The sequence below is a fragment of the Pararhodobacter sp. genome (assembly GCF_034676545.1).
In the GTDB taxonomy this organism is placed as follows: domain Bacteria; phylum Pseudomonadota; class Alphaproteobacteria; order Rhodobacterales; family Rhodobacteraceae; genus Pararhodobacter.
Genome location: NZ_JAUCBZ010000015.1, coordinates 3,632,152 through 3,650,371 on the forward strand (window position 1 = coordinate 3,632,152; position 18,220 = coordinate 3,650,371).

Here is an 18,220-nt window from a genome sequence, read left to right on the forward strand (position 1 = left end):
GCTCTCGATGTCCGGGCTTGAGATGATGACCGCGATCCAGAACGGCGACATGCCCGGCGCGCCGATTGCCGGGCTGATGGGGTTTTACCTCCACAGCGTCGCAAAGGGCCAGGTGGCGTTTCGCGGCGCACCTGCGTTTGCGCATTTGAACCCGATGGGCGGCGTGCATGGCGGCTGGTATGGCACGATCCTCGACAGCGCCCTGGGCTGCGCAGTGGCAACCACGCTGGCCCGGGGGTCTCATTACACAACGTTGGAATACAAGGTAAATCTGACCCGCGCGCTCAAGCCGGGCACGGTGGTGGAATGCGCCGCGCGGGTGCAACACGCCGGGCGTTCGACGGCGGTGGCCGAGGCCACGATCATCGGCGTCGAGGACGGCAAGCTTTACGCCACCGGCTCGACCACCTGCATCATCATGACCCCCTGACGGGTCATGCTATTCGGGCTTGCGCGCCACGAAATCAATCAAGGCAGAATGCCCGGAATGCGCACGCCCTTCTTGAACCTCGCGCTCATAGGCCGCCAATCGCTCGATGTGCCAGCCGGGAAAAGACTGCCGCAGCAGGTCTTCGGTATAGAGGTTATCGGCGCACCCCGGCCCGCCTGTCCCCAGTTTGATCTGCTCGGGCGTGTAGCCATGCAGCAGCAAACGCCCGCCGGGGCGCAGCGCCTGCGCCAGATCGCGGAACTGTTGCACACGCTTTTCGGGCGGCATGAATTGAACGAAGATCGCCGCCACAAGGTCAAAACTCTGGCGCCAGTCCCAAGCGTCCCACGTCGAGACCTGTGTTGCGATGCGCACGCCATGCTTTGCCGCCAGCTCTTGCGCCCGCGCAACCGCGGTCGGGGCCATATCAAAGGCCGTCACCTGCATCCCGGCGCGGGCCAAATGCACGGCGTTGCGCCCCTCGCCATCCGCCACGCACAAAGCCCGCGCACCGGGCATCACAACCCAGGGGTTTTCGGTCAGAAACAGCGCGGGCGCTTGGCCAAACAAATACTCATCGCTGGATTTATAACGATCTTCCCACATTCCATAGCCTCTCACAGTCGTTGTCTGGTTACCAAAAGCTTTGCGGATCAATATCGACCGAAAGCCGGAAATCATTGGGCAGTTTGACCTGCGCCACCCAAGCGCGGATCGCCTGTTGCAACGGCGCGCCCTTGCCCGCCTTGACCAACAAGCGCACCCGGTGCCGCCCCCTGACACGCGCAATCGGCGCGGGTGCCGGGCCGAACACCTGCGCACCGATCTTATGCAACGGTTCGGTGCGAGCAGCCAGCGCGTTGCCGATCTCGAACGCCTGCTCCAGATTTGGCGACGACAGGATGATCCCCGCCAAGCGCCCGAACGGCGGCATGCCCAGCGCCTGACGCTCGGCGGCCTCGGCGCGCCAGAAGCCTTCGTCGTCGCCCGACAGGATCGCCTTGATCACCGCGTGATCGGGCTGATGCGTCTGCACCAAGGCCAGCCCGCGACGCTCGGCGCGACCGGCACGACCCGCCACCTGCCGGATCAACTGAAAGGTCCGTTCAGCGGCGCGCAGATCGCCGCCTTGCAGGCCCAGATCGGCGTCGATCACGCCAACCAGTGTCAGCAGCGGAAAATTATGCCCCTTGGCCACCAGTTGCGTGCCGACGATGATATCCGCCGCCCCCGCCGCAATCGCCGCGATCTGCGCCTTGAGCGCGCGCGCCGAGCCGAACAGATCGGACGACAGCACCGCCACCCGCGCCTCGGGCCACAACTCGCGCACCTCCTCCTCCATGCGCTCGACACCCGGCCCGACCGGGTGCATCGTGCCCTCTTTCTGGCACGAGGGGCAAGCCGTGGGGATCGGCGCGGTTTCGCCGCATTGGTGGCACATCAGGCGCTTCAGGAACCGATGCTCGACCAACCGCGCGTCGCAGTGTTCGCATTGCATCTGATGCCCGCAGGCGCGGCAGATCGTGACCGGGGCATAGCCGCGCCGGTTGAGGAACAGCAGCGCCTGCTCACCCGCCTCGATCCGCGCATCGACTTCGGCCTTCAGCGTCGGCGAGATCCAGCGCCCATGCGGCACCACCTCGTCGCGCATGTCGATGGCGCGCATATCGGGCAGTTCCGCCACGCCGAACCGGGCCAGCAGATCAAGGCGCTTGTACTTGCCGGTGCCCGCGTTGACCCAGGTTTCCAGACTGGGCGTTGCCGACGCCAAAACAACCTGCGCACCCGCCAAGGACGCCCGCAGCACCGCCATGTCGCGCGCGTTGTACAGCACGCCGTCCTCTTGTTTGTAACTGCTGTCATGCTCCTCATCGACAACGATCAGCCCCAGATCACGGTACGGCAAAAACAACGCCGAGCGCGCGCCGACCACCAGTTGCACGCCGCCCTCGCCGGCCATGCGCCATAGCCGCCGCCGCTCCGTCACCGTGACGCCCGAGTGCCACTCGCCGGGGCGCGCGCCAAACCGGGCCTCGACACGCTCCAAAAACCCCTCGGTCAGGCCGATTTCCGGCAACAGGACCAGGGCCTGCCTCCCCTTGCGCAGACATTCCGCGACCGCCTCAAGGTACACTTCGGTTTTCCCCGACCCGGTAACGCCCTTGAGCAAGGTCACGCCGAACTCCCCTGCGCTGGCCTGCAAGACCTGCGCCGCCGCGGCCTGATCCTCGGACAGGTCCTTGCTGGGTCGCGAGGGGTCGAGACGCGGGTAGGGTTGATCCCTCGGCGCCTCACCTTCGATCAACGCGCCTTGCGCGGCCATCGTATGCACGACACTGCCGGTCACGCTGGCCGCGCGGGTGATCTCGCCGACGGTCAAGGCCGCGCCTGCAAAATTCTCGAACACGTCCAACACCCGCTGCCGGGCCTCGGTCATGCGCGTAGGCGTGGTGCCGGGGCGGTACACGCGGATCATCGCCGGACCCTGAAACAGCCCCGGCGCACGGGTGGCCAGAAACAGCATCAGCGACAAGGGCGTCAGCGTATACTCGGCGGCACGCAGCAGAAAATTGCGCAACTCCTCGCGCATGGGTGGCACATCGAGCACCCGCAGCACCGTGCGCAGCTTTGGAAACGCGCCCTCGGCCTCGCCCCAGACCACGCCCAGCACCTTGCGCGGCCCCAAGGGCACCTCGACAAAATCGCCAATCCTCGCGCCGCCTTCGGGCGCACGATAATCCAGCAACCGATCCAGCGGTTGCGTGGTCAGAACGGCAAGCGGCTGACCCGGTGCAAAGGCGAAGGATGCGGCATCCATGCGGGCAAAGGGCCTTTCCGGTGAGTGTGCAATAGGGTATGACCCGAGCAAAGCCCTTCCGCAACCGCAAGAGACCGTGATGAAATTCTTTGTCGATACCGCAGACGTTACCGCAATCCGCGAACTGAATGATCTTGGCATGGTGGATGGCGTGACGACCAACCCGTCGCTGATCCTGAAATCGGGGCGCGACATCATCGAAGTCACCCGCGAGATCTGCTCGATCGTCGAGGGGCCCGTGTTGGCCGAAGTCGTCGCCCTCGAGGCCGAGGCGATGATCAACGAGGGCCGCCGCCTGGCCGAGATCGCCTCGAATATCGCGGTCAAGCTGCCGTTGACCTGGGACGGGCTGAAAGCCTGCAAGGTGTTGACCGGCGAAGGAAAAATGGTCAACGTGACGCTGTGTTTCAGCGCCAATCAGGCGCTGCTGGCCGCCAAGGCCGGTGCCACCTTCATCAGCCCGTTCATCGGCCGTCTGGATGATATCGACCTCGATGGCATGGACCTGATCCACGACATCCGCCAGATCTATGACAACTATGATTTCGAGACCGAGATTCTGGCGGCCTCGATCCGCACGGTGAACCATGTCACACAGGCCGCGCTGGCTGGCTCGGACGTGATGACCGCCCCGCCCGAGGTGATCCGCAAACTGGCGATGCACCCGCTGACCGATGCCGGCTTGGCACAGTTCATGAAGGACTGGGAAAAAACCGGTCAGAAAATTCTCTGACTTGGTGTAGGATCGGCGCAACGGCAGCAAGATCGAGGCAGATATGGCAGTGACCGGACCCGCACAGGAACCCGGAACGCAGGATGAATGGCGTCGGCGCGCGCTGGCTGATCCGGGCATTGTGCTTGACGATGCCGAGCTGATGCGCGCCTTGGTGCTGACATCCGAGCGGGCGATGGGCGGCAATGTCGTCGATCTGCGCGGTATGGCGATGGAGCGGCTGGAATCCCGGCTGGATCGGCTGGAGGAAACCCACCGCGCCGTGATCGCTGCCGCCTATGAAAACCTGTCCTCGACCAACCAGATTCACCGCGCCCTGCTGCGTCTGCTGGATGCCGAGAAGTTCGAAAGTTTTGTGCTGACGCTGGGCGGCGAGGTCGCGGAAATCCTGCGCGTCGATAGCCTGCGGCTGGTTCTGGAAAGCCCCGACGGCGAGGGCGGCAGCCTTGGGGCGCTGGATTCCGTGCTGCGCGTCAAGCCGCCCGGCTATGTCGAACAGTACATGAGCGCCGGTCGCGCCGCGCCGCCGCGCCCCATCGTGCTGCGCCAAGGTGTACCGCCGGCCAGCGGTCCTTACGGCGACATCGGCGCTGATCTGCGCTCCGAGGCCCTGATGCGCCTTGATATGGGCAAGGGTCGATTGCCGGGCATGTTGGCCATGGGGGCCGAAGACCCGCACCGTTTCAAGCCCGGCCAAGGCACTGATTTGATCGGCTTTTTCACCGGCACCTTCGAACGAGTCCTGCGCCGCTGGCTGGCATGACCGGCCCGGCGCCCTCTGATGTGCGCACCGGAGGTCTGGCGATAAGCCCGGCGCTGCGCGATGCGCTGGGCCTGTGGCTCGATCACCTCGCGGCGCTGAACGAAGCCTCGCGGCACACGATTGATGCCTATCGCGCGGATGTGGCGGAATTTCTCGATTTTATCGCCCATCATCACGGCGGTGCCGCGGGTCTCCAGCAACTGCGCGAGGTCGGCACCCGCGACATGCGCGCGTGGATGGCCTCGGCGCGGGCGCGCGGGCGTGGTGCCCGGTCGCTGGCGCGGGCCTTGTCGGCGCTCAAGGGGTTTTCGCGTTGGCTCGCGGATCATCACGATGATTTCGACGCCACCGCGATCCTGTCAGCCCGCGCGCCGCGCCATCAACGCCCCCTGCCCCGCCCGCTGGACGAAGACGCCGCCCGAACCGTCACCGAAACGATCAGCGACGACAAATCCGAGGCCTGGGTCCGCGCGCGCGATGTCGCCGTGACCACGTTGCTCTATGGCAGCGGCTTGCGGATCTCCGAGGCGCTGGGCCTGACCGGGCGCGACGCTGAAATCGCCACCGCCGAGAACAGCAGCCTGCGCATTCTGGGCAAGGGCGGCAAAGAGCGTCTGGTGCCGGTCATCCCGGCCGCCGCGCAGGCCATCCGCACCTATCTGCGGCTCTGCCCCTGGCCGATGGACCCCGACGGCCCGTTGTTTCGCGGTCTGCGCGGCGGCCCGTTGAACCCGCGCCTGATCACCCGCGCAATGGAAAACGTGCGCCACCGGCTTGGCTTGCCGGCCACCGCGACGCCCCACGCGCTGCGCCACTCCTTTGCCACGCATCTTCTGTCGCCGGCGGCGATTTGCGCGCCATCCAGGAACTGCTGGGCCACGCCAATCTCTCTACAACGCAAGTCTATACCGCAGTTGACACCGCCCGCTTGATGGAAGTCTACCGCACCGCCCATCCCCGCGCGAAAACCGCGCCGTAACCGCGGATTTCGAACCCTCGTCCGCCGAGCCGCGCCCTTTAGCCTCTCGCCTGATCTGCTTACAGCCTGTCGCTCAGGGTTGGGCCAGCGTCACGCCCGGGCTATGCCCCTGCGCAACCCGCCCCCAACCGCGGTTGTTGCGTTTTGCGCGGTTCTGACCAAAACTTGGTGTTGCTTCGCGTGTTTTTTCGCGTCAGAAGACGCCATGCAAGAGACATTCCGCGCGTATTTCGTCCATATGTTCACCGCCACCGGCGCGGTGTTCTCCATGCTGGCCATGATGGCCGCCGTCGAAGCCGAATGGAGCCTGATGTTCCTCTGGCTCGTCGTCGCCTTTGTGGTGGACGGGATCGACGGGCCGATGGCGCGAAAATATGACGTGAAAACAAAGGCTCCGATCATCGACGGCGTGCTTCTGGACCTGATCATCGACTATCTGACCTATGTGTTCATCCCCGCCTTTGCGCTGTTCAATTCCGGGCTGATGCCCGGCTGGGCGGGATGGATTGCCGTGATTGTCATCACCTTTGGCAGCGTCCTGTATTTTGCCGACACGCGGATGAAGACCAAGGACAACTCGTTTTCCGGTTTTCCGGGGTGTTGGAACATGTTTGCCGTGGTGATTTTCGCCGCACGACCCGAGTTCTGGGTGATTCTGGGTCTGGTGGTGATCTTGTCGATCACCATGTTCTTGCGGGTCAAATTCGTCCACCCTGTCCGCACCCAGCGTTGGCGGATGATTACGCTGCCGGTGGCGCTGGCGTGGGTTGGGCTGGCGACATGGGCGGCATGGCTTGACTTTGCCCAGCCACGCCCCGTGACAATCGCCCTGATCCTCACCTCCCTCTATTTGCTGCTCGCCGGGTTCGTGCAGCAGGTCCTGTCACGAGAGCGGCTTTAGACCCGCGTCAGGATCACGCCGCTGACAATCAGCAGCGCCGCGATGGCTTTGGCCCGGTCCATGCGTTCGCCAAAGAACAGCCAGCCCATCAAGACCGCAAACAGGATCGAGGTTTCGCGCAGCGCGCCCACCAGCGCGATGGGGGCCAGCGTCATCGCCCAGACCGCAATCGCATAGGCCCCGAACGAGGCCGCCGCCGCGATCATGCCGAACCCCCAGGCCCGCACATTGGCCCGCAGCACGGCCCGCCCCTTGAGGGCCACCACGGCAGGCGTGAAAAACACCGCCGACAGGATCATCAGCCACGCCACATAGGCTATCGGCTCGCCCGAGACCCGCGCGCCCAGCCCATCGGTCAGCGTATAACCCGCCGTCGCCACCGCCGAACCCAGCGCGAAGGGCAGCAAGCGGCGCGACTCGCCATTGGTCAGCACGCCGCGCGCCATCACGGCAATGCCTGCGCCCAGCACCAGAATGCCCCAGACCTCGTGTCCGTCCAGCGTATCGGACAGAAACAACAGGCTGACGATCAAGACAATCATCGGCGCAGTCCCGCGCGCGATCGGATAGACGCGGCTCAGGTCGCCCTGTTCATAGGCGTAGGCGAGGAACATCTGATACGCCATGTGGATCAACCCAGAGGCCAGCAACCACGGCCAGGCCTCGGGCACCGGCAAAGGGTAGAACAGGGCAACACAAATACCCAACAACGCGTGACCGAATGACAGCAGAAACATCGACGTTTGCTTGCTGAGACCGGTTTTGACGATGGCGTTCCAGCTTGCATGCAGCAGCGCCGCGAGCATCACCGCCAGAAATACCGTAAGGGTCACTCGCTACCTCATCTGTCGCGCGTTTCCTGTGAGAGACCACAGTTTACCCGCGCCGCCAAGGGGGCCTCAGATCAACACGCCGCCCGCTTTTTCGTGGCGCAGCAGCCAGACCTTGGCCTCGATGCCGCCGGGGGCCGAGAACCCGCCCAGTGTGCTGGCCCCCAGAATGCGGTGACAGGGCACGATGATCGGGATCGGATTACCGCCGCACAATTGCCCGACCGCTTGTGCGCTCAGGGTCAACACCCGTGCCAGATCGCCATAGGTGCGGGTTTCACCCATCGGGATGGCCAGCATCGCGGCGCAAACCGCCTGTTGCGCGGCGCTGGCGTTGATCCTGATCGGCAGGTCAAAATGGCGGCGTTCCCCGGCGAAATACGCGGTCAGTTGGATTTCCGCCGCGCGCAAAACTGGTGTGTCATCGGCCGCGCCGCGCGCCCAATCCAGCCGGACAATCGCGCCATCCGCCTCATGGACGGTGACGGGGCCAAGCGGTGTGTCGAAGCTGCGGGCGGGCATAGGGGGTCCAATACAAAGGGGGGCAAGTTGCCCTGCCCCCCAGTCACTACTGTGTCAACGGCATCGCCTCAACCCAAGGCGTCGCTGCACCGGGCGCAGGTCGCTGCGTGTTTATGCGTGCCGACATCAGGCAGGATTTTCCAGCAGCGTTGGCATTTCTCCCCCTCGGCGTGGCGGAAGGTCACCGCGACGCCCGGCACATCGTCCATCGTGAAGGCCTCGGCCGGGGCCGGGTCGGTGGTCAGGGTCAGCGACGAGGTGATGCACAGCGTCGCAAACGTTGCCGGGTCGGTGATCAGTTTCGCCAGGTCGGGCGACAGATGCACCACGGGCGAGGCCTCCAGACTGGCGCCGATGGTCTTGGCGCGGCGCTCGACCTCCAGCGCACCGGTGACGACGCGGCGTGCAGCGCGGACCTTGATCGACCGGGCGTGCAGATCCTTGTCGAGCCATGCGGCCGGGGTCTCGACAAAGTCGTGCAAATGCACCGAGTCCCCCTCGGACGGGAAGCGCGACAGCCAGACGTCCTCCATCGTGAAGGGCAGGATCGGGGCCAGCCAAGTTGTCAGACGTTCGAACACCGCATCAATCACCGTCAGGCAGGATTGGCGCAGCACGGAGTCTGACGGATCGCAGTAAAGTGCATCTTTGCGAACGTCAAAGTAGAAAGCCGACAGGTCTGTTGTTGCAAAAGTGAAAAGCGCCTGGAACACGCCCTGGAAATCATAAGCCTTGTAACCCGCGCGCACGACGCTGTCCAACTCGGCCAGACGATGCAGGATCAGTTGCTCCAGTTCCGGCATCTGATCACGCGGGATGGTGTTGGCCGGGTCAAACCCGCTCAACGCGCCCAGCATATAGCGCAGCGTATTGCGCAGGCGACGATAGCTGTCGGCCACCCCTTTCAGGATTTCCGGCCCGATCCGCTGGTCGGCGGTGAAATCGACCTGCGCCACCCAGAGCCGCAGGATATCCGCACCGTATTGCTTGACGACTTCCTCGGGCACGATGGTGTTGCCGATGGATTTGGACATCTTCATGCCCTTTTCATCCAGCGTAAACCCATGCGTCACCACCGCCCGATACGGCGCGCGGCCCTTGGTGCCACAGGCTTGCAGCATCGACGAATGGAACCAGCCACGGTGCTGGTCGGTGCCCTCGAGATACACATCCGCGATACCGTCCGGCGCACCGTCCGCGCGGTCGCGCAGCACGAAGGCGTGGGTCGAGCCGGAGTCGAACCACACATCCAGAATGTCAAAAACCTGATCATAGACCTCTGGATCATGCAGGTCTTTCAGCACGCGTTCCTTGAATCCTTGCACATACCAGACATCCGCGCCCTCGGCTTCGAATGCCTGACAAATACGCGCATTGACCGCCGGATCGCGCAGCAGGAAGTCCGGGTCGGTGGGTTTCGCGCCCTTTTTGACAAAACAGGTCAGCGGCACGCCCCAGGCGCGCTGGCGGGACAGCACCCAGTCGGGGCGGTTCTCGATCATCGAATACAGCCGGTTGCGCCCGGTCTGCGGCGTCCATGTCACCAACTGATCAATCGAGGTCAGCGCCCGCGTGCGGACCGTATCGCCATAGGTGCCCATGCCGTCATCCAGCGGTTTGTCGATGGCGACGAACCACTGCGGCGTGTTGCGGAAGATCACCGGCGCCTTGGAGCGCCACGAATGCGGGTACGAGTGTTTCAGCACGCCACGCGCCAGCAGACCGCCAACCTCGACCAGCTTGTTGATCACGGCGGTGTTCGCGTCGCCCTCCCACGGGTTGGCCTTGTTCTTCTTGTTCGGCGCATCGCGCAGGATCGCCGTGCCGCCAAAGAACGGCAGATCGTCGCGGAAACGCCCGTCCGGCATCACGTTATAGGTGATGACCTGCTCCAGCATCCCGAGGTCACGGTAGAGTTCGAATTCTTCCATGCCGTGGCTGGGCGCGCAATGCACAAAGCCGGTGCCCTCGTCATCGGTGACGAAATCAGCGGCGCGGAAATCGCGCAGGTCGTCCCATTCGCCATTGCCGCCCTCGGCCCCGGCCAGCGGGTGCGCCAAGGCATCAATCTGCGCCGGGTCCACGTCGCCAACCCGCCGCCACATCCCATCCTCAAGCCGTGCCTTGGTCAGAACCCCGGCGGCCAGCTTGTCCGACAGGATGAAACGGTCGCCGACGTTGGCCCAGGATTGCTCGGGCGTGCCGGTCACCTCGTAAAGCCCGTAAGAAATCCCCTCGCCATAGACCACCCCCTTGTTGGAGGGCATGGTCCAGGGCGTCGTGGTCCAGATCACCACATGCGCGCCCAGCAGATCCGCGGCGCTATCGCCGACCACCTTGAATTTTACCCAGACCGTAAAGCTTTCCTTGTCGTGATATTCGACCTCGGCCTCGGCCAGCGCGGTTTCCTCGACCGGCGACCACATCACCGGCTTCGAGCCTTGATACAGCGAGCCGTTCATCAGAAATTTCTGGAACTCCTCGGCGATCACCGCCTCGGCGTGGTAGTTCATCGTCAGATAGGGGTCATCCCAGGTGCCCTGCACGCCCAGACGCTTGAATTCCTCGCGCTGCACATCGACCCAGCCCTCGGCGAATTTGCGGCATTCCTGACGGAAGGCGACGATATCCACGTCGTCCTTGTCCAACCCCTTGGCACGGTATTGCTCTTCGATCTTCCATTCGATCGGCAGACCGTGGCAATCCCAGCCCGGCACATAACGCGCGTCAAAGCCCAGCATCTGCCGGCTGCGCACGATGAAATCCTTGAGCACCTTGTTCAGCGCGTGGCCGATATGCAGATGACCGTTCGCATAGGGCGGGCCATCGTGCAGGATGAACGGCGCGCGGCCCTCTTTTTCGCGCAACCGGTCATAGATGCCGATCTTTTCCCAGCGCGCCAGCCACTCAGGCTCACGCTGCGGCAGACCCGCGCGCATCGGGAAATCGGTTTCAGGCAGGAACAGGGTGTCTTTGTAGTCAGGGGTATCGGCACACATGGCGTGAGCTCCGGTCATCAAGGATTTGGAAAGGGATTAGCAAAACGCGGCGCCGGTCACCAGACGCCATTGTCCCGGCAACTCTGGATCAGAGCGCCGGGCTGCTAATTCGAATGATGATCGCGAAGGGGTGCATCATGAGGGGGGGTATAGCCAATGATGCAATTGCGGTAAAGCGGCTAGGCCCACCACTCGACGACAAGATTTTCCACGCGAACCTGTGGCAAGGTTATCAAGGCGCCCAAAGCATCCTTTTTCGTCCAGCGATAGGCCAACCACTGATAATCCCCGCCCCAGGGGCCGATTTGAAACGTGTAGACAGAGGAGTTTTCGAAGGCCAACAGCCGAATGGCTTGCGCACCCGGGTGGTTGAGCCTGACCCAGGCCTTTGCGTATTCCGTGCATTCCGTCAGGATTGACGCGGCAAGGCTTGAGAGCCTCTTGTTATTGGGCTCATGGGCGAAAAACACCGTGTCTCTCACTTCCACAAAGGTGCCATCGACAAAATCATGCCGGATCTGGTCGGGGGCCTTGATGGTCTCGGTGTAATAGCTTGGTCTGCGCGGCAGGTCATGGTCATTACCAGTGCCAACTCCCCCTCCAGCTGTACCGGACCCTTCGCCCGCCGCCTTGGGCGTCAGGACAAATGTCACCATGGCATTGCCATCCGATGAAAAATGCACCGGCGTTTTGGAGACCTGTTTTCCCGTGGCGCTTTCGTAGAGATTGGCCCATGTCGTCGTGCTGGTCATGCGCACAAAGAACGACTTTCCCTGAGAATCCCCGGGGTCGATCTGGGCGCATTTTGTCAGCCAAGGTCTGTCGTGAATCTGAAGTTGCGCGGAAAACCCGGGCACAATTTTGCCGCCATAGTCCCGAACAAGGATGTGTATCAGCCGACAATCCAGAACCAGGTTATTGGTAAAATCAGGCTGGCCCTGTGTCCCCGCGGTCTGCATCAACGGGTCAACGTGCTCGCCTTCGGGATGGGGGTCCGGTTCGATCTCATCCACCTCGCCACCGCCTTGCACCGGGCCCGCGGCGACTGGCTTATTACACAAGGAGAGCTCGTCATACAGATCCGCCGTCGGACAGGGGGGCAGGATGAAATCAATTGCGCCGCCGGTGCGTCGAAAGAGGTAGATTTCATGCTGGTAATTCTTGATGTCCGGACGCGCCGGGTCTGCCGGGCCGCACAGGACGAGGCGCGGTGAATCCCCTCCATAGGACCTGTGTGGACAATCAAATTCAAGGGGTTGGCCATCCGGTCCGGCTTGCAGCGGTGTTTCCTTCAAAACCGGGTCGCCGCCCTTTTTCCAAGGCGGGACACGGATCGTGAAATCGGGCACGATGCTGCCATCCGGCCGTTTGAGCGTCACGGTATAGGTCACCTTTTTCATCGGTGCCTGCGTGGCTCTGTCTGATGTCGTCATGCGCTCCTCCCGCACTTGTATTCCCAAGGTAACACGTTTTCGGAAGTCTCCCTAAAACTAATGCTGCGCGCCAAAGCGAACAACTTGTCGGGATCCGGTTCAACGTGTCGCCATCGGGCACCGGCAAACGTAAGGCATTTTTCCTCTTGCGTTCTTCCTGTCCCTCATGACTATTACCGTATGAAAACACACGCCGCCGATACACTGTCTCAGCCCTCTGATCCGATCCCGTCGGGTCGCGAATATTATGAACGCTCGCTGACCGTGGCGCTGCTCAGGGCGCGCGAATCGACGATGCGGCGCTTCAAGCGCTATGCCGACGCCGAGTCCCTGACCTTGCCGCAGTGGCGGGTGTTGCGGGCACTGGCTGATGGCGAGCCGTTGGATGCCGGAACCTTGTGCCAGCGCTGCGTCATCTTGCCGCCCTCGTTGACGCGGATCTTGCGCGCGCTGGCCGAGCGTGGGTTGATCTTGCAGGTGCCGTGCTCAGATGCACGGCGGCATATGGTCAAGCTGACCGAGCCGGGCAAGGCGCTGTTCGATGATCTGGTCGTGCAGTCCGAGGACACGCGGCGCGAGATTGACCAGGCCTTTGGCGAAGACAAGATGCAGACGTTGCTGGATCTGCTGAATGAGCTGCGCGAGATCACCGAGGCCCTGCCAAATCCGGAGTGACCGGCAACTACGCGCGCCCGGCCACCGCCGACAGGCTTAGCGGATCAACGCCCATGGATTTCAGCGCCTCTCGCCACTGGTGCTCGCCGGGCTCGCGGTCAAACAGCAGCCCCGGCGGCACGGCACAGGTCAGCCAGGCATTCTGCCCGATCTCCTGCTCCAGCTGACCCGGCCCCCAGCCAGAATATCCCAGCGCCAGCAACCAGTTATCCGGGCCTTCGCCCATGTTGATCGACTTCAGGATATCCGTTGACGCGCTCAGCACCAGCCCGCCGGGCAGCGATTGACCCGACGGATCATCCCCGACCTTGCCCGAATGCAGGACAAATCCGCGCTGGGTTTCGACCGGGCCGCCCGACAGCACGGGAAAGCGCCCGATGGTGCCCTCATCCGTGATGCCGATCTGCGCCAGCACATCGGCCATTGTCAGGCGCGGCACCGGGCGGTTGAGGACCAGGCCAAACGCCCCCTCCTCGTTATGAGCGCAGATGAAAATGACACTGTTGGCAAAACGCGGGTCGCGCATTGTGGGGGTCGAGATCAACAACTCTCCGGTCAGATCAAAAGTCATGGCCCTGTTCCACATCCATTTCGGCGCTCCGCATCCGATCATACCAACCGCTGCGCAAAGCCCCATAAAAACATTTGTGACCTGAGGGGCGCCAAATGCCAAGAGGCCACACCTCGCGTCCTCGCGCCGTTTTGATTTTTCGCCGCGCGAACTTCTGCTATGGCAGAGCCATGATCACGCCTCATCTCCGCGCGCTTGCCGCCGCCCGCCCCACTGCGACTGCCCTGCTCATGGCCCTGTGCCCTGTCACCACGGTGGCGTTTTCCGGCCCGCTGTCGGCACAAGGGCTGTTCTCGCAATCCGTGGTGCAGGCCGAGATCCTGCCGGGCTGGCGCGCCCCCGATGGCACCCGCATGGCGGCGTTGCATTTGCGCATGGATGCGGGTTGGCACACCTATTGGCGCATACCGGGCGACGCGGGAATCGCGCCGCGCTTTGACTGGTCGCAATCGCAGAACATCGCCAGTATCGAGCCAATCTGGCCGCGCCCGACGGTGTTCCGCCAGAACGGGCTGCAAAGCTACGGCTATCAAGATGAACTGATTTTGCCTCTGCGCATCACGCCCGTGAACCCGGATCGGCCCATGGCGATCCTCGGTGAACTGGAAATTGGTGTGTGCCGCGATACCTGCGTGCCCGCCGATTTGCAGGTGCGGGGCGCGTTGCGGGGCGATGGCGACCAGGACCGCCGGATCACGGCGGCGCTTGGTCGTGGCGCGGAATCCGCCACCGGGACGGGTTTGAGCCGCGCGACCTGCCGGCTGGAGCCGCAATCGCGCGGGGCCGATCTGACGCTGCGCGCGACGGTGCCGCAGATGGGCCGGAATGAAGAGCTGATCATGGAATTGCCGGGCTCTGGCTATTGGGTCTCGAACAGCCGGACCTGGCGCGAGGGTGGCGATCTGGTCGCACAAGCGCGTGTGCGCGATCCCAACCGAGGCGCCGTCGGCATCAACCGCGCGCAGGTCACCTTCACCATTCTGACCCAGGACCGGATGATCACCGCGCAAGGCTGCGTTGGCGGCTGATCCAAGGCACGCCGCGTCTCCTGAAATTCTGGGTGCCCCCCGTTTCCGGGTGCGGCAGCCTTTGCACGGCAAGGCCACGCCCATCAACCGATGACACCGCGACCTGCCCTAGACCTGTGAGGGTGGCGGCTTCGCGGGCGCACGGGTGAGCGCGACGAGCACCCCCGCCAGCACCCAAACCACCAGAACCGCGACCGCGACCGAAGCCGCGACCCCCCCAAGCGCGGGCAGCAACGCGCCCTCGCTGCCCGGCAGGATCCATTCGGTCAGCGGCCCCGCCTGCCCCGTGACCAAGGCCCAGCCCATCGTCAGGGCAAACGCCGCCAACGCCAGCACGCTGGCCAGGATCGGCACCAATCGCACCGCAAACCCGACCCGGCCCGCCGGCATCCACAGCGCCCGCTTGAGCGAGCGCATCATCCGGCTCAGGTCATGGCCCGCCGCCAGCAGCGACGGTACGATCAGCAACACCAGAACCATGCCGAACCCGAGGCCATAGGCCAAGGTGATCACGGTTGGCCGCAGGAATTGCGCATCATTCGACCGCTCGAACAGCAACGGCCCCAACCCCAGAACCGTGGTCGCCGTGGTCAGCAAGACCGGGCGCAGCCGGTCCGAGGCGGCATCGGCAATCGAGGGGATCAGCCCGCGTTCCTTGGAATATTGATCGACGGTCGAGACCAGAACAATGGAATCGTTGATGATGATCCCGGCCATGCCGATCAGGCCGACCACCGAGAACATCGACAGCGGGACATTCCATTGCGCGTGGCCATAGAACATGCCGATCACGCCGAAGGGGATCACCGACATCACCACCAAGGGGCGGAACCAACTGGAAAACACCCACGCCAGGATCAGATAGATCGCGATCAAGCAGGCGATCGCCCCCAGAAGCGCGTCGGACATAAAGTCGTCCTCTTGCTCGGACAGGCCAGACAAGCGCCAGGTGATGCCGAAATCCTCGGCCAGTTGCGGCAGGATCGTCGCGTCGAGCTGGGTCAGGACATCGCGCGCGGCGGCCGGATCGCCCTCGTCCAGCACGCCGCTGACGGTGACCAATTGCACGCCATCCTCGCGCTGGATCGACGAGAACCCCTGCCGGGTTTCAACCCGCACAATATCGCCCAGCGGCAGATAGCGCCCGCTGGCACTGCGCAACAGCGTGTTCTCCAGAAAATCGGCGGCACGTTCGTGTTCCGGCAGCGCCACGCGCACCTCGGCCGAGCGCACGCCATCAGGATACACCGCCGCCTCGATCCCGCTCAGCCGCTGGCGCAATTCGCGGGCCAGCGTGTCGGTGGAAAAGCCCAGCGCCTGCCCCTGCGGCGTCAGTTCCAGAACCAGTTCTTCCTTGTCATAGGCCAGCGTATCTTCAAGCCCGGTGACCTGCCCGAACCGCGCCAGGATCGCCTTGAGCGCCTCGGCGGCGGATTTCAGCGTGTCGGCATCCGCGCCAAACAGATCAACCGACAGCGAATCGCCGCCCGGCCCCGTGCCAAAGGTGCGAAAGCTCAACTCCTCCATCAGCGGATTCGCACCAATCGAATCTTGCAGCATCGAGGTGAATTCATACGAGGAATAGGGACGCAGGTCGGCATCAATCAGATCAATGGTCATCGACCCCAGTTGATCCGTATCCCGGTTCTCGGCCGCCGCCAGACCGCGCCCGGAGTTGCCCCCCACCTCGGCCACAATCGAGGAAATCGGCCAGACGCCATGCTCGGCCTCAAGCCGCGTCGCCAGATCATGCGAGGCGCGCTGCAACTCCTGCATCATGGCGATCGTATCGGCCCGCGTGGCATCGGGCGCCATCAGGAAATTCGCGGTCAGCGTGCCTTGCTCGGGCGACGCGAAAAACCGCCACATCACATCGCCACGCAGGAAGGCCGTGACCTGCGTTGCCATCAGCACCACAAGGCCCGCCAGCACCACATAGCGCGCCTTGATCACCAGCAACATGGCCGGGTGGAACAGGGTCTTGCGGAACCAGTCAAACCCCTTGTTCACAAAGCGCGACGGCCAGTCATACCAGTGCTCTTGCGCCGAGCCTTTCAACGCGTGGAACATGTGGTTCGGCAGGATCAGGAAGCATTCGATCAACGAGGCGACCAACACGGCGATCACCGTCCACGGGATATCCGCGATCATGTCACCGAACCGCCCGCCGATCATCATCAACCCGGCAAAGGCGGTAATCGTGGTCAGTGTCGCCGCGAACACCGGCAGGCCCATGCGCGTGGCTGCGTTTTCGGCGGCTTCGGCCGGGCTTTCGCCAAGCACGCGGTATCGGTAATCCGCGTGTTCGCCCACGACAATCGCGTCATCCACCACGATCCCCAGCGTGATGATCAACGCAAACAGCGAAATCATGTTCAGGCTCATGCCGGTCACATACATGAAGGCAACCGCCGCCAACATGCTGACCGGGATGCCCGCCGCGACCCAGATCGCGGTGCGCGCGTTGAGGAACAGGAACAGGATCAGGACAACCAGCACGAACCCCTGCAAACCGTTCTTGATCAGCAAGGACAAGCGCCCGGAAATCATCTCGGCGCGCGCGTTGACCAAGTCGACGCTCACGCCTTCGGGCAGTGACAGCATCATCTCATCCGCGACGGCTTGCACGCCGGCTTGAATGCCAATCGCATCCCCGGTTGACGAGCGATCAACCCGCACCACCATGGCCTGTTGATCACCGACGAAATAGGCCCGGTCCCGGTCTATCGACTCGGCCCTGACCGTTGCCACATCGGCCAGCGTCAACGTGGTCCCATCGCTGCCAGAGCGCAGGATGATACTGCCGATTTCATCGGGGCTGCGGCGTTCTGTGCCAGTCCGGACACGCTGGGCACCGCCCGCCAGATCGCCCGCCGGGTCAGCCGCCACCGAATTCGAGATCGCGCGGGCGATTTCCTCCATCGAGATGTCGTATTGCACCAGGCGCAGCGACGGCACCTCGACCGAAATCCGCGGCGAGGCGATCCCCTGAATCGAAGTCCGCGTGATCCCTTCGGCAAACAGGCGGGCCACGAATTCATCGGTAAACCGCGCCAATTGCTCGATGCCAACCGGCCCCGTGATGACCACATTCGTCACCCGGTCCATCCAGCTTGAGCGTCGGATCACCGGCTCCTCGGCATCCTCGGGCAAGGTACTGATCAGGTCCAGGGCATCCTGTACATCCGACGCGGCCTGCGCGGTGTCCCAGCCCGGCTCGAATTCCAGCGTGATCCGCGCGCGCGCCTCCGAGGCCGAGGCCGAGGTCGACGCCACCCCATCCACCGCCATCAGCGCCGGTTCCAGAACCTTGACAATGGCCGCGTCGACATCGGTCGCCCCGGCCCCCGGCCAAGCCACCGTGACGGTGACATTGTCGATCACGATATCGGGGAAAAACTGCGCATGCATCCGCGGAATCGCGGCCAGCCCCGCCGCCAGCATCAGCACCAGAACAAGGTTTGCGGCCGTCTTGTGGCGGGTAAAATAGCGGAAAACCCCGAACGCCGTGACCTTCAACAGATGCTCACCGGCCATG

Annotated in this window: 14 protein-coding genes and 1 pseudogene; 7 read left to right on the forward strand and 8 right to left on the reverse strand. The window is 63.6% G+C overall.

What is annotated here, in order from left to right; genetic code table 11:
- The first annotated feature begins 7 nt into the window (after positions 1–7).
- Complete coding sequence (locus tag VDQ28_RS21255) at positions 8–430, forward strand: PaaI family thioesterase (protein ID WP_323038175.1); 423 nt, start codon at positions 8–10, stop codon at positions 428–430.
- Positions 431–439: 9 nt separating this feature from the next.
- On the opposite strand, the gene VDQ28_RS21260 is transcribed toward VDQ28_RS21255, so the two are convergent.
- Together VDQ28_RS21260 and VDQ28_RS21265 are read right to left on the reverse strand one after the other, a co-directional pair.
- Positions 440–1,036 (reverse strand): class I SAM-dependent methyltransferase, encoded by a 597-nt coding sequence (locus VDQ28_RS21260; protein WP_323037828.1) that lies wholly within the window; start codon positions 1,034–1,036, stop codon positions 440–442.
- Positions 1,037–1,064: 28 nt separating this feature from the next.
- The gene (locus VDQ28_RS21265) at positions 1,065–3,248 is read right to left on the reverse strand and encodes a primosomal protein N' (RefSeq protein ID WP_323037829.1); all 2,184 of its coding nucleotides are present in this window, start codon (positions 3,246–3,248) and stop codon (positions 1,065–1,067) included.
- Between the two features lie 79 nt (positions 3,249–3,327).
- On the opposite strand from VDQ28_RS21265, the gene fsa reads away from it, so the two are divergent.
- The 4 genes and pseudogenes from fsa (at position 3,328) to VDQ28_RS21285 (ending at position 6,624) form a co-directional block, all read left to right on the forward strand.
- Positions 3,328–3,981 (forward strand): fructose-6-phosphate aldolase, encoded by a 654-nt coding sequence (fsa, locus tag VDQ28_RS21270; RefSeq protein ID WP_323037830.1) that lies wholly within the window; start codon positions 3,328–3,330, stop codon positions 3,979–3,981.
- 43 nt (positions 3,982–4,024) lie between these two features.
- A complete protein-coding gene (locus VDQ28_RS21275) occupies positions 4,025–4,744 on the forward strand; it encodes a DUF484 family protein (protein WP_323037831.1) in 720 nt (239 codons plus the stop codon).
- A pseudogene (locus VDQ28_RS21280) lies at positions 4,741–5,723 on the forward strand (tyrosine recombinase XerC). Before VDQ28_RS21275 ends, VDQ28_RS21280 begins: the two are co-directional and overlap by 4 nt.
- A gap of 205 nt (positions 5,724–5,928) precedes the next feature.
- The gene (locus VDQ28_RS21285) at positions 5,929–6,624 is read left to right on the forward strand and encodes a phosphatidylcholine synthase (RefSeq protein ID WP_323037832.1); all 696 of its coding nucleotides are present in this window, start codon (positions 5,929–5,931) and stop codon (positions 6,622–6,624) included.
- On the opposite strand, the gene VDQ28_RS21290 is transcribed toward VDQ28_RS21285, so the two are convergent.
- The 4 genes from VDQ28_RS21290 to VDQ28_RS21305 all read right to left on the reverse strand — a co-directional run bounded on the left by VDQ28_RS21290 (position 6,621) and on the right by VDQ28_RS21305 (position 12,408).
- Positions 6,621–7,457: a DMT family transporter gene (locus VDQ28_RS21290; protein WP_323037833.1), complete on the reverse strand. Its 837-nt coding sequence runs from the start codon at positions 7,455–7,457 to the stop codon at positions 6,621–6,623. The genes VDQ28_RS21285 and VDQ28_RS21290 overlap by 4 nt on opposite strands.
- A gap of 66 nt (positions 7,458–7,523) precedes the next feature.
- Positions 7,524–7,976 (reverse strand): methylated-DNA--[protein]-cysteine S-methyltransferase, encoded by a 453-nt coding sequence (locus tag VDQ28_RS21295; protein ID WP_323037834.1) that lies wholly within the window; start codon positions 7,974–7,976, stop codon positions 7,524–7,526.
- A gap of 68 nt (positions 7,977–8,044) precedes the next feature.
- Positions 8,045–10,975, reverse strand: coding sequence for an isoleucine--tRNA ligase (gene ileS / locus VDQ28_RS21300; protein ID WP_323037835.1), 2,931 nt, complete (start codon positions 10,973–10,975; stop codon positions 8,045–8,047).
- Positions 10,976–11,154: 179 nt separating this feature from the next.
- A complete protein-coding gene (locus VDQ28_RS21305; protein WP_323037836.1) occupies positions 11,155–12,408 on the reverse strand; it encodes a hypothetical protein in 1,254 nt (417 codons plus the stop codon).
- Between the two features lie 180 nt (positions 12,409–12,588).
- Between VDQ28_RS21305 and VDQ28_RS21310 the strand changes: the two genes are divergently transcribed.
- The gene (locus VDQ28_RS21310; protein ID WP_323037837.1) at positions 12,589–13,083 is read left to right on the forward strand and encodes a MarR family transcriptional regulator; all 495 of its coding nucleotides are present in this window, start codon (positions 12,589–12,591) and stop codon (positions 13,081–13,083) included.
- 7 nt (positions 13,084–13,090) lie between these two features.
- Here VDQ28_RS21310 and VDQ28_RS21315 read toward each other — a convergent pair whose 3' ends face one another.
- Positions 13,091–13,654, reverse strand: coding sequence for a YqgE/AlgH family protein (locus VDQ28_RS21315; RefSeq protein ID WP_323037838.1), 564 nt, complete (start codon positions 13,652–13,654; stop codon positions 13,091–13,093).
- Between the two features lie 170 nt (positions 13,655–13,824).
- On the opposite strand from VDQ28_RS21315, the gene VDQ28_RS21320 reads away from it, so the two are divergent.
- The gene (locus VDQ28_RS21320; RefSeq protein WP_323037839.1) at positions 13,825–14,682 is read left to right on the forward strand and encodes a protein-disulfide reductase DsbD domain-containing protein; all 858 of its coding nucleotides are present in this window, start codon (positions 13,825–13,827) and stop codon (positions 14,680–14,682) included.
- A gap of 108 nt (positions 14,683–14,790) precedes the next feature.
- On the opposite strand, the gene VDQ28_RS21325 is transcribed toward VDQ28_RS21320, so the two are convergent.
- The gene (locus VDQ28_RS21325; protein WP_323037840.1) at positions 14,791–18,219 is read right to left on the reverse strand and encodes an efflux RND transporter permease subunit; all 3,429 of its coding nucleotides are present in this window, start codon (positions 18,217–18,219) and stop codon (positions 14,791–14,793) included.
- Between the last annotated feature and the right edge of the window lies 1 nt (position 18,220).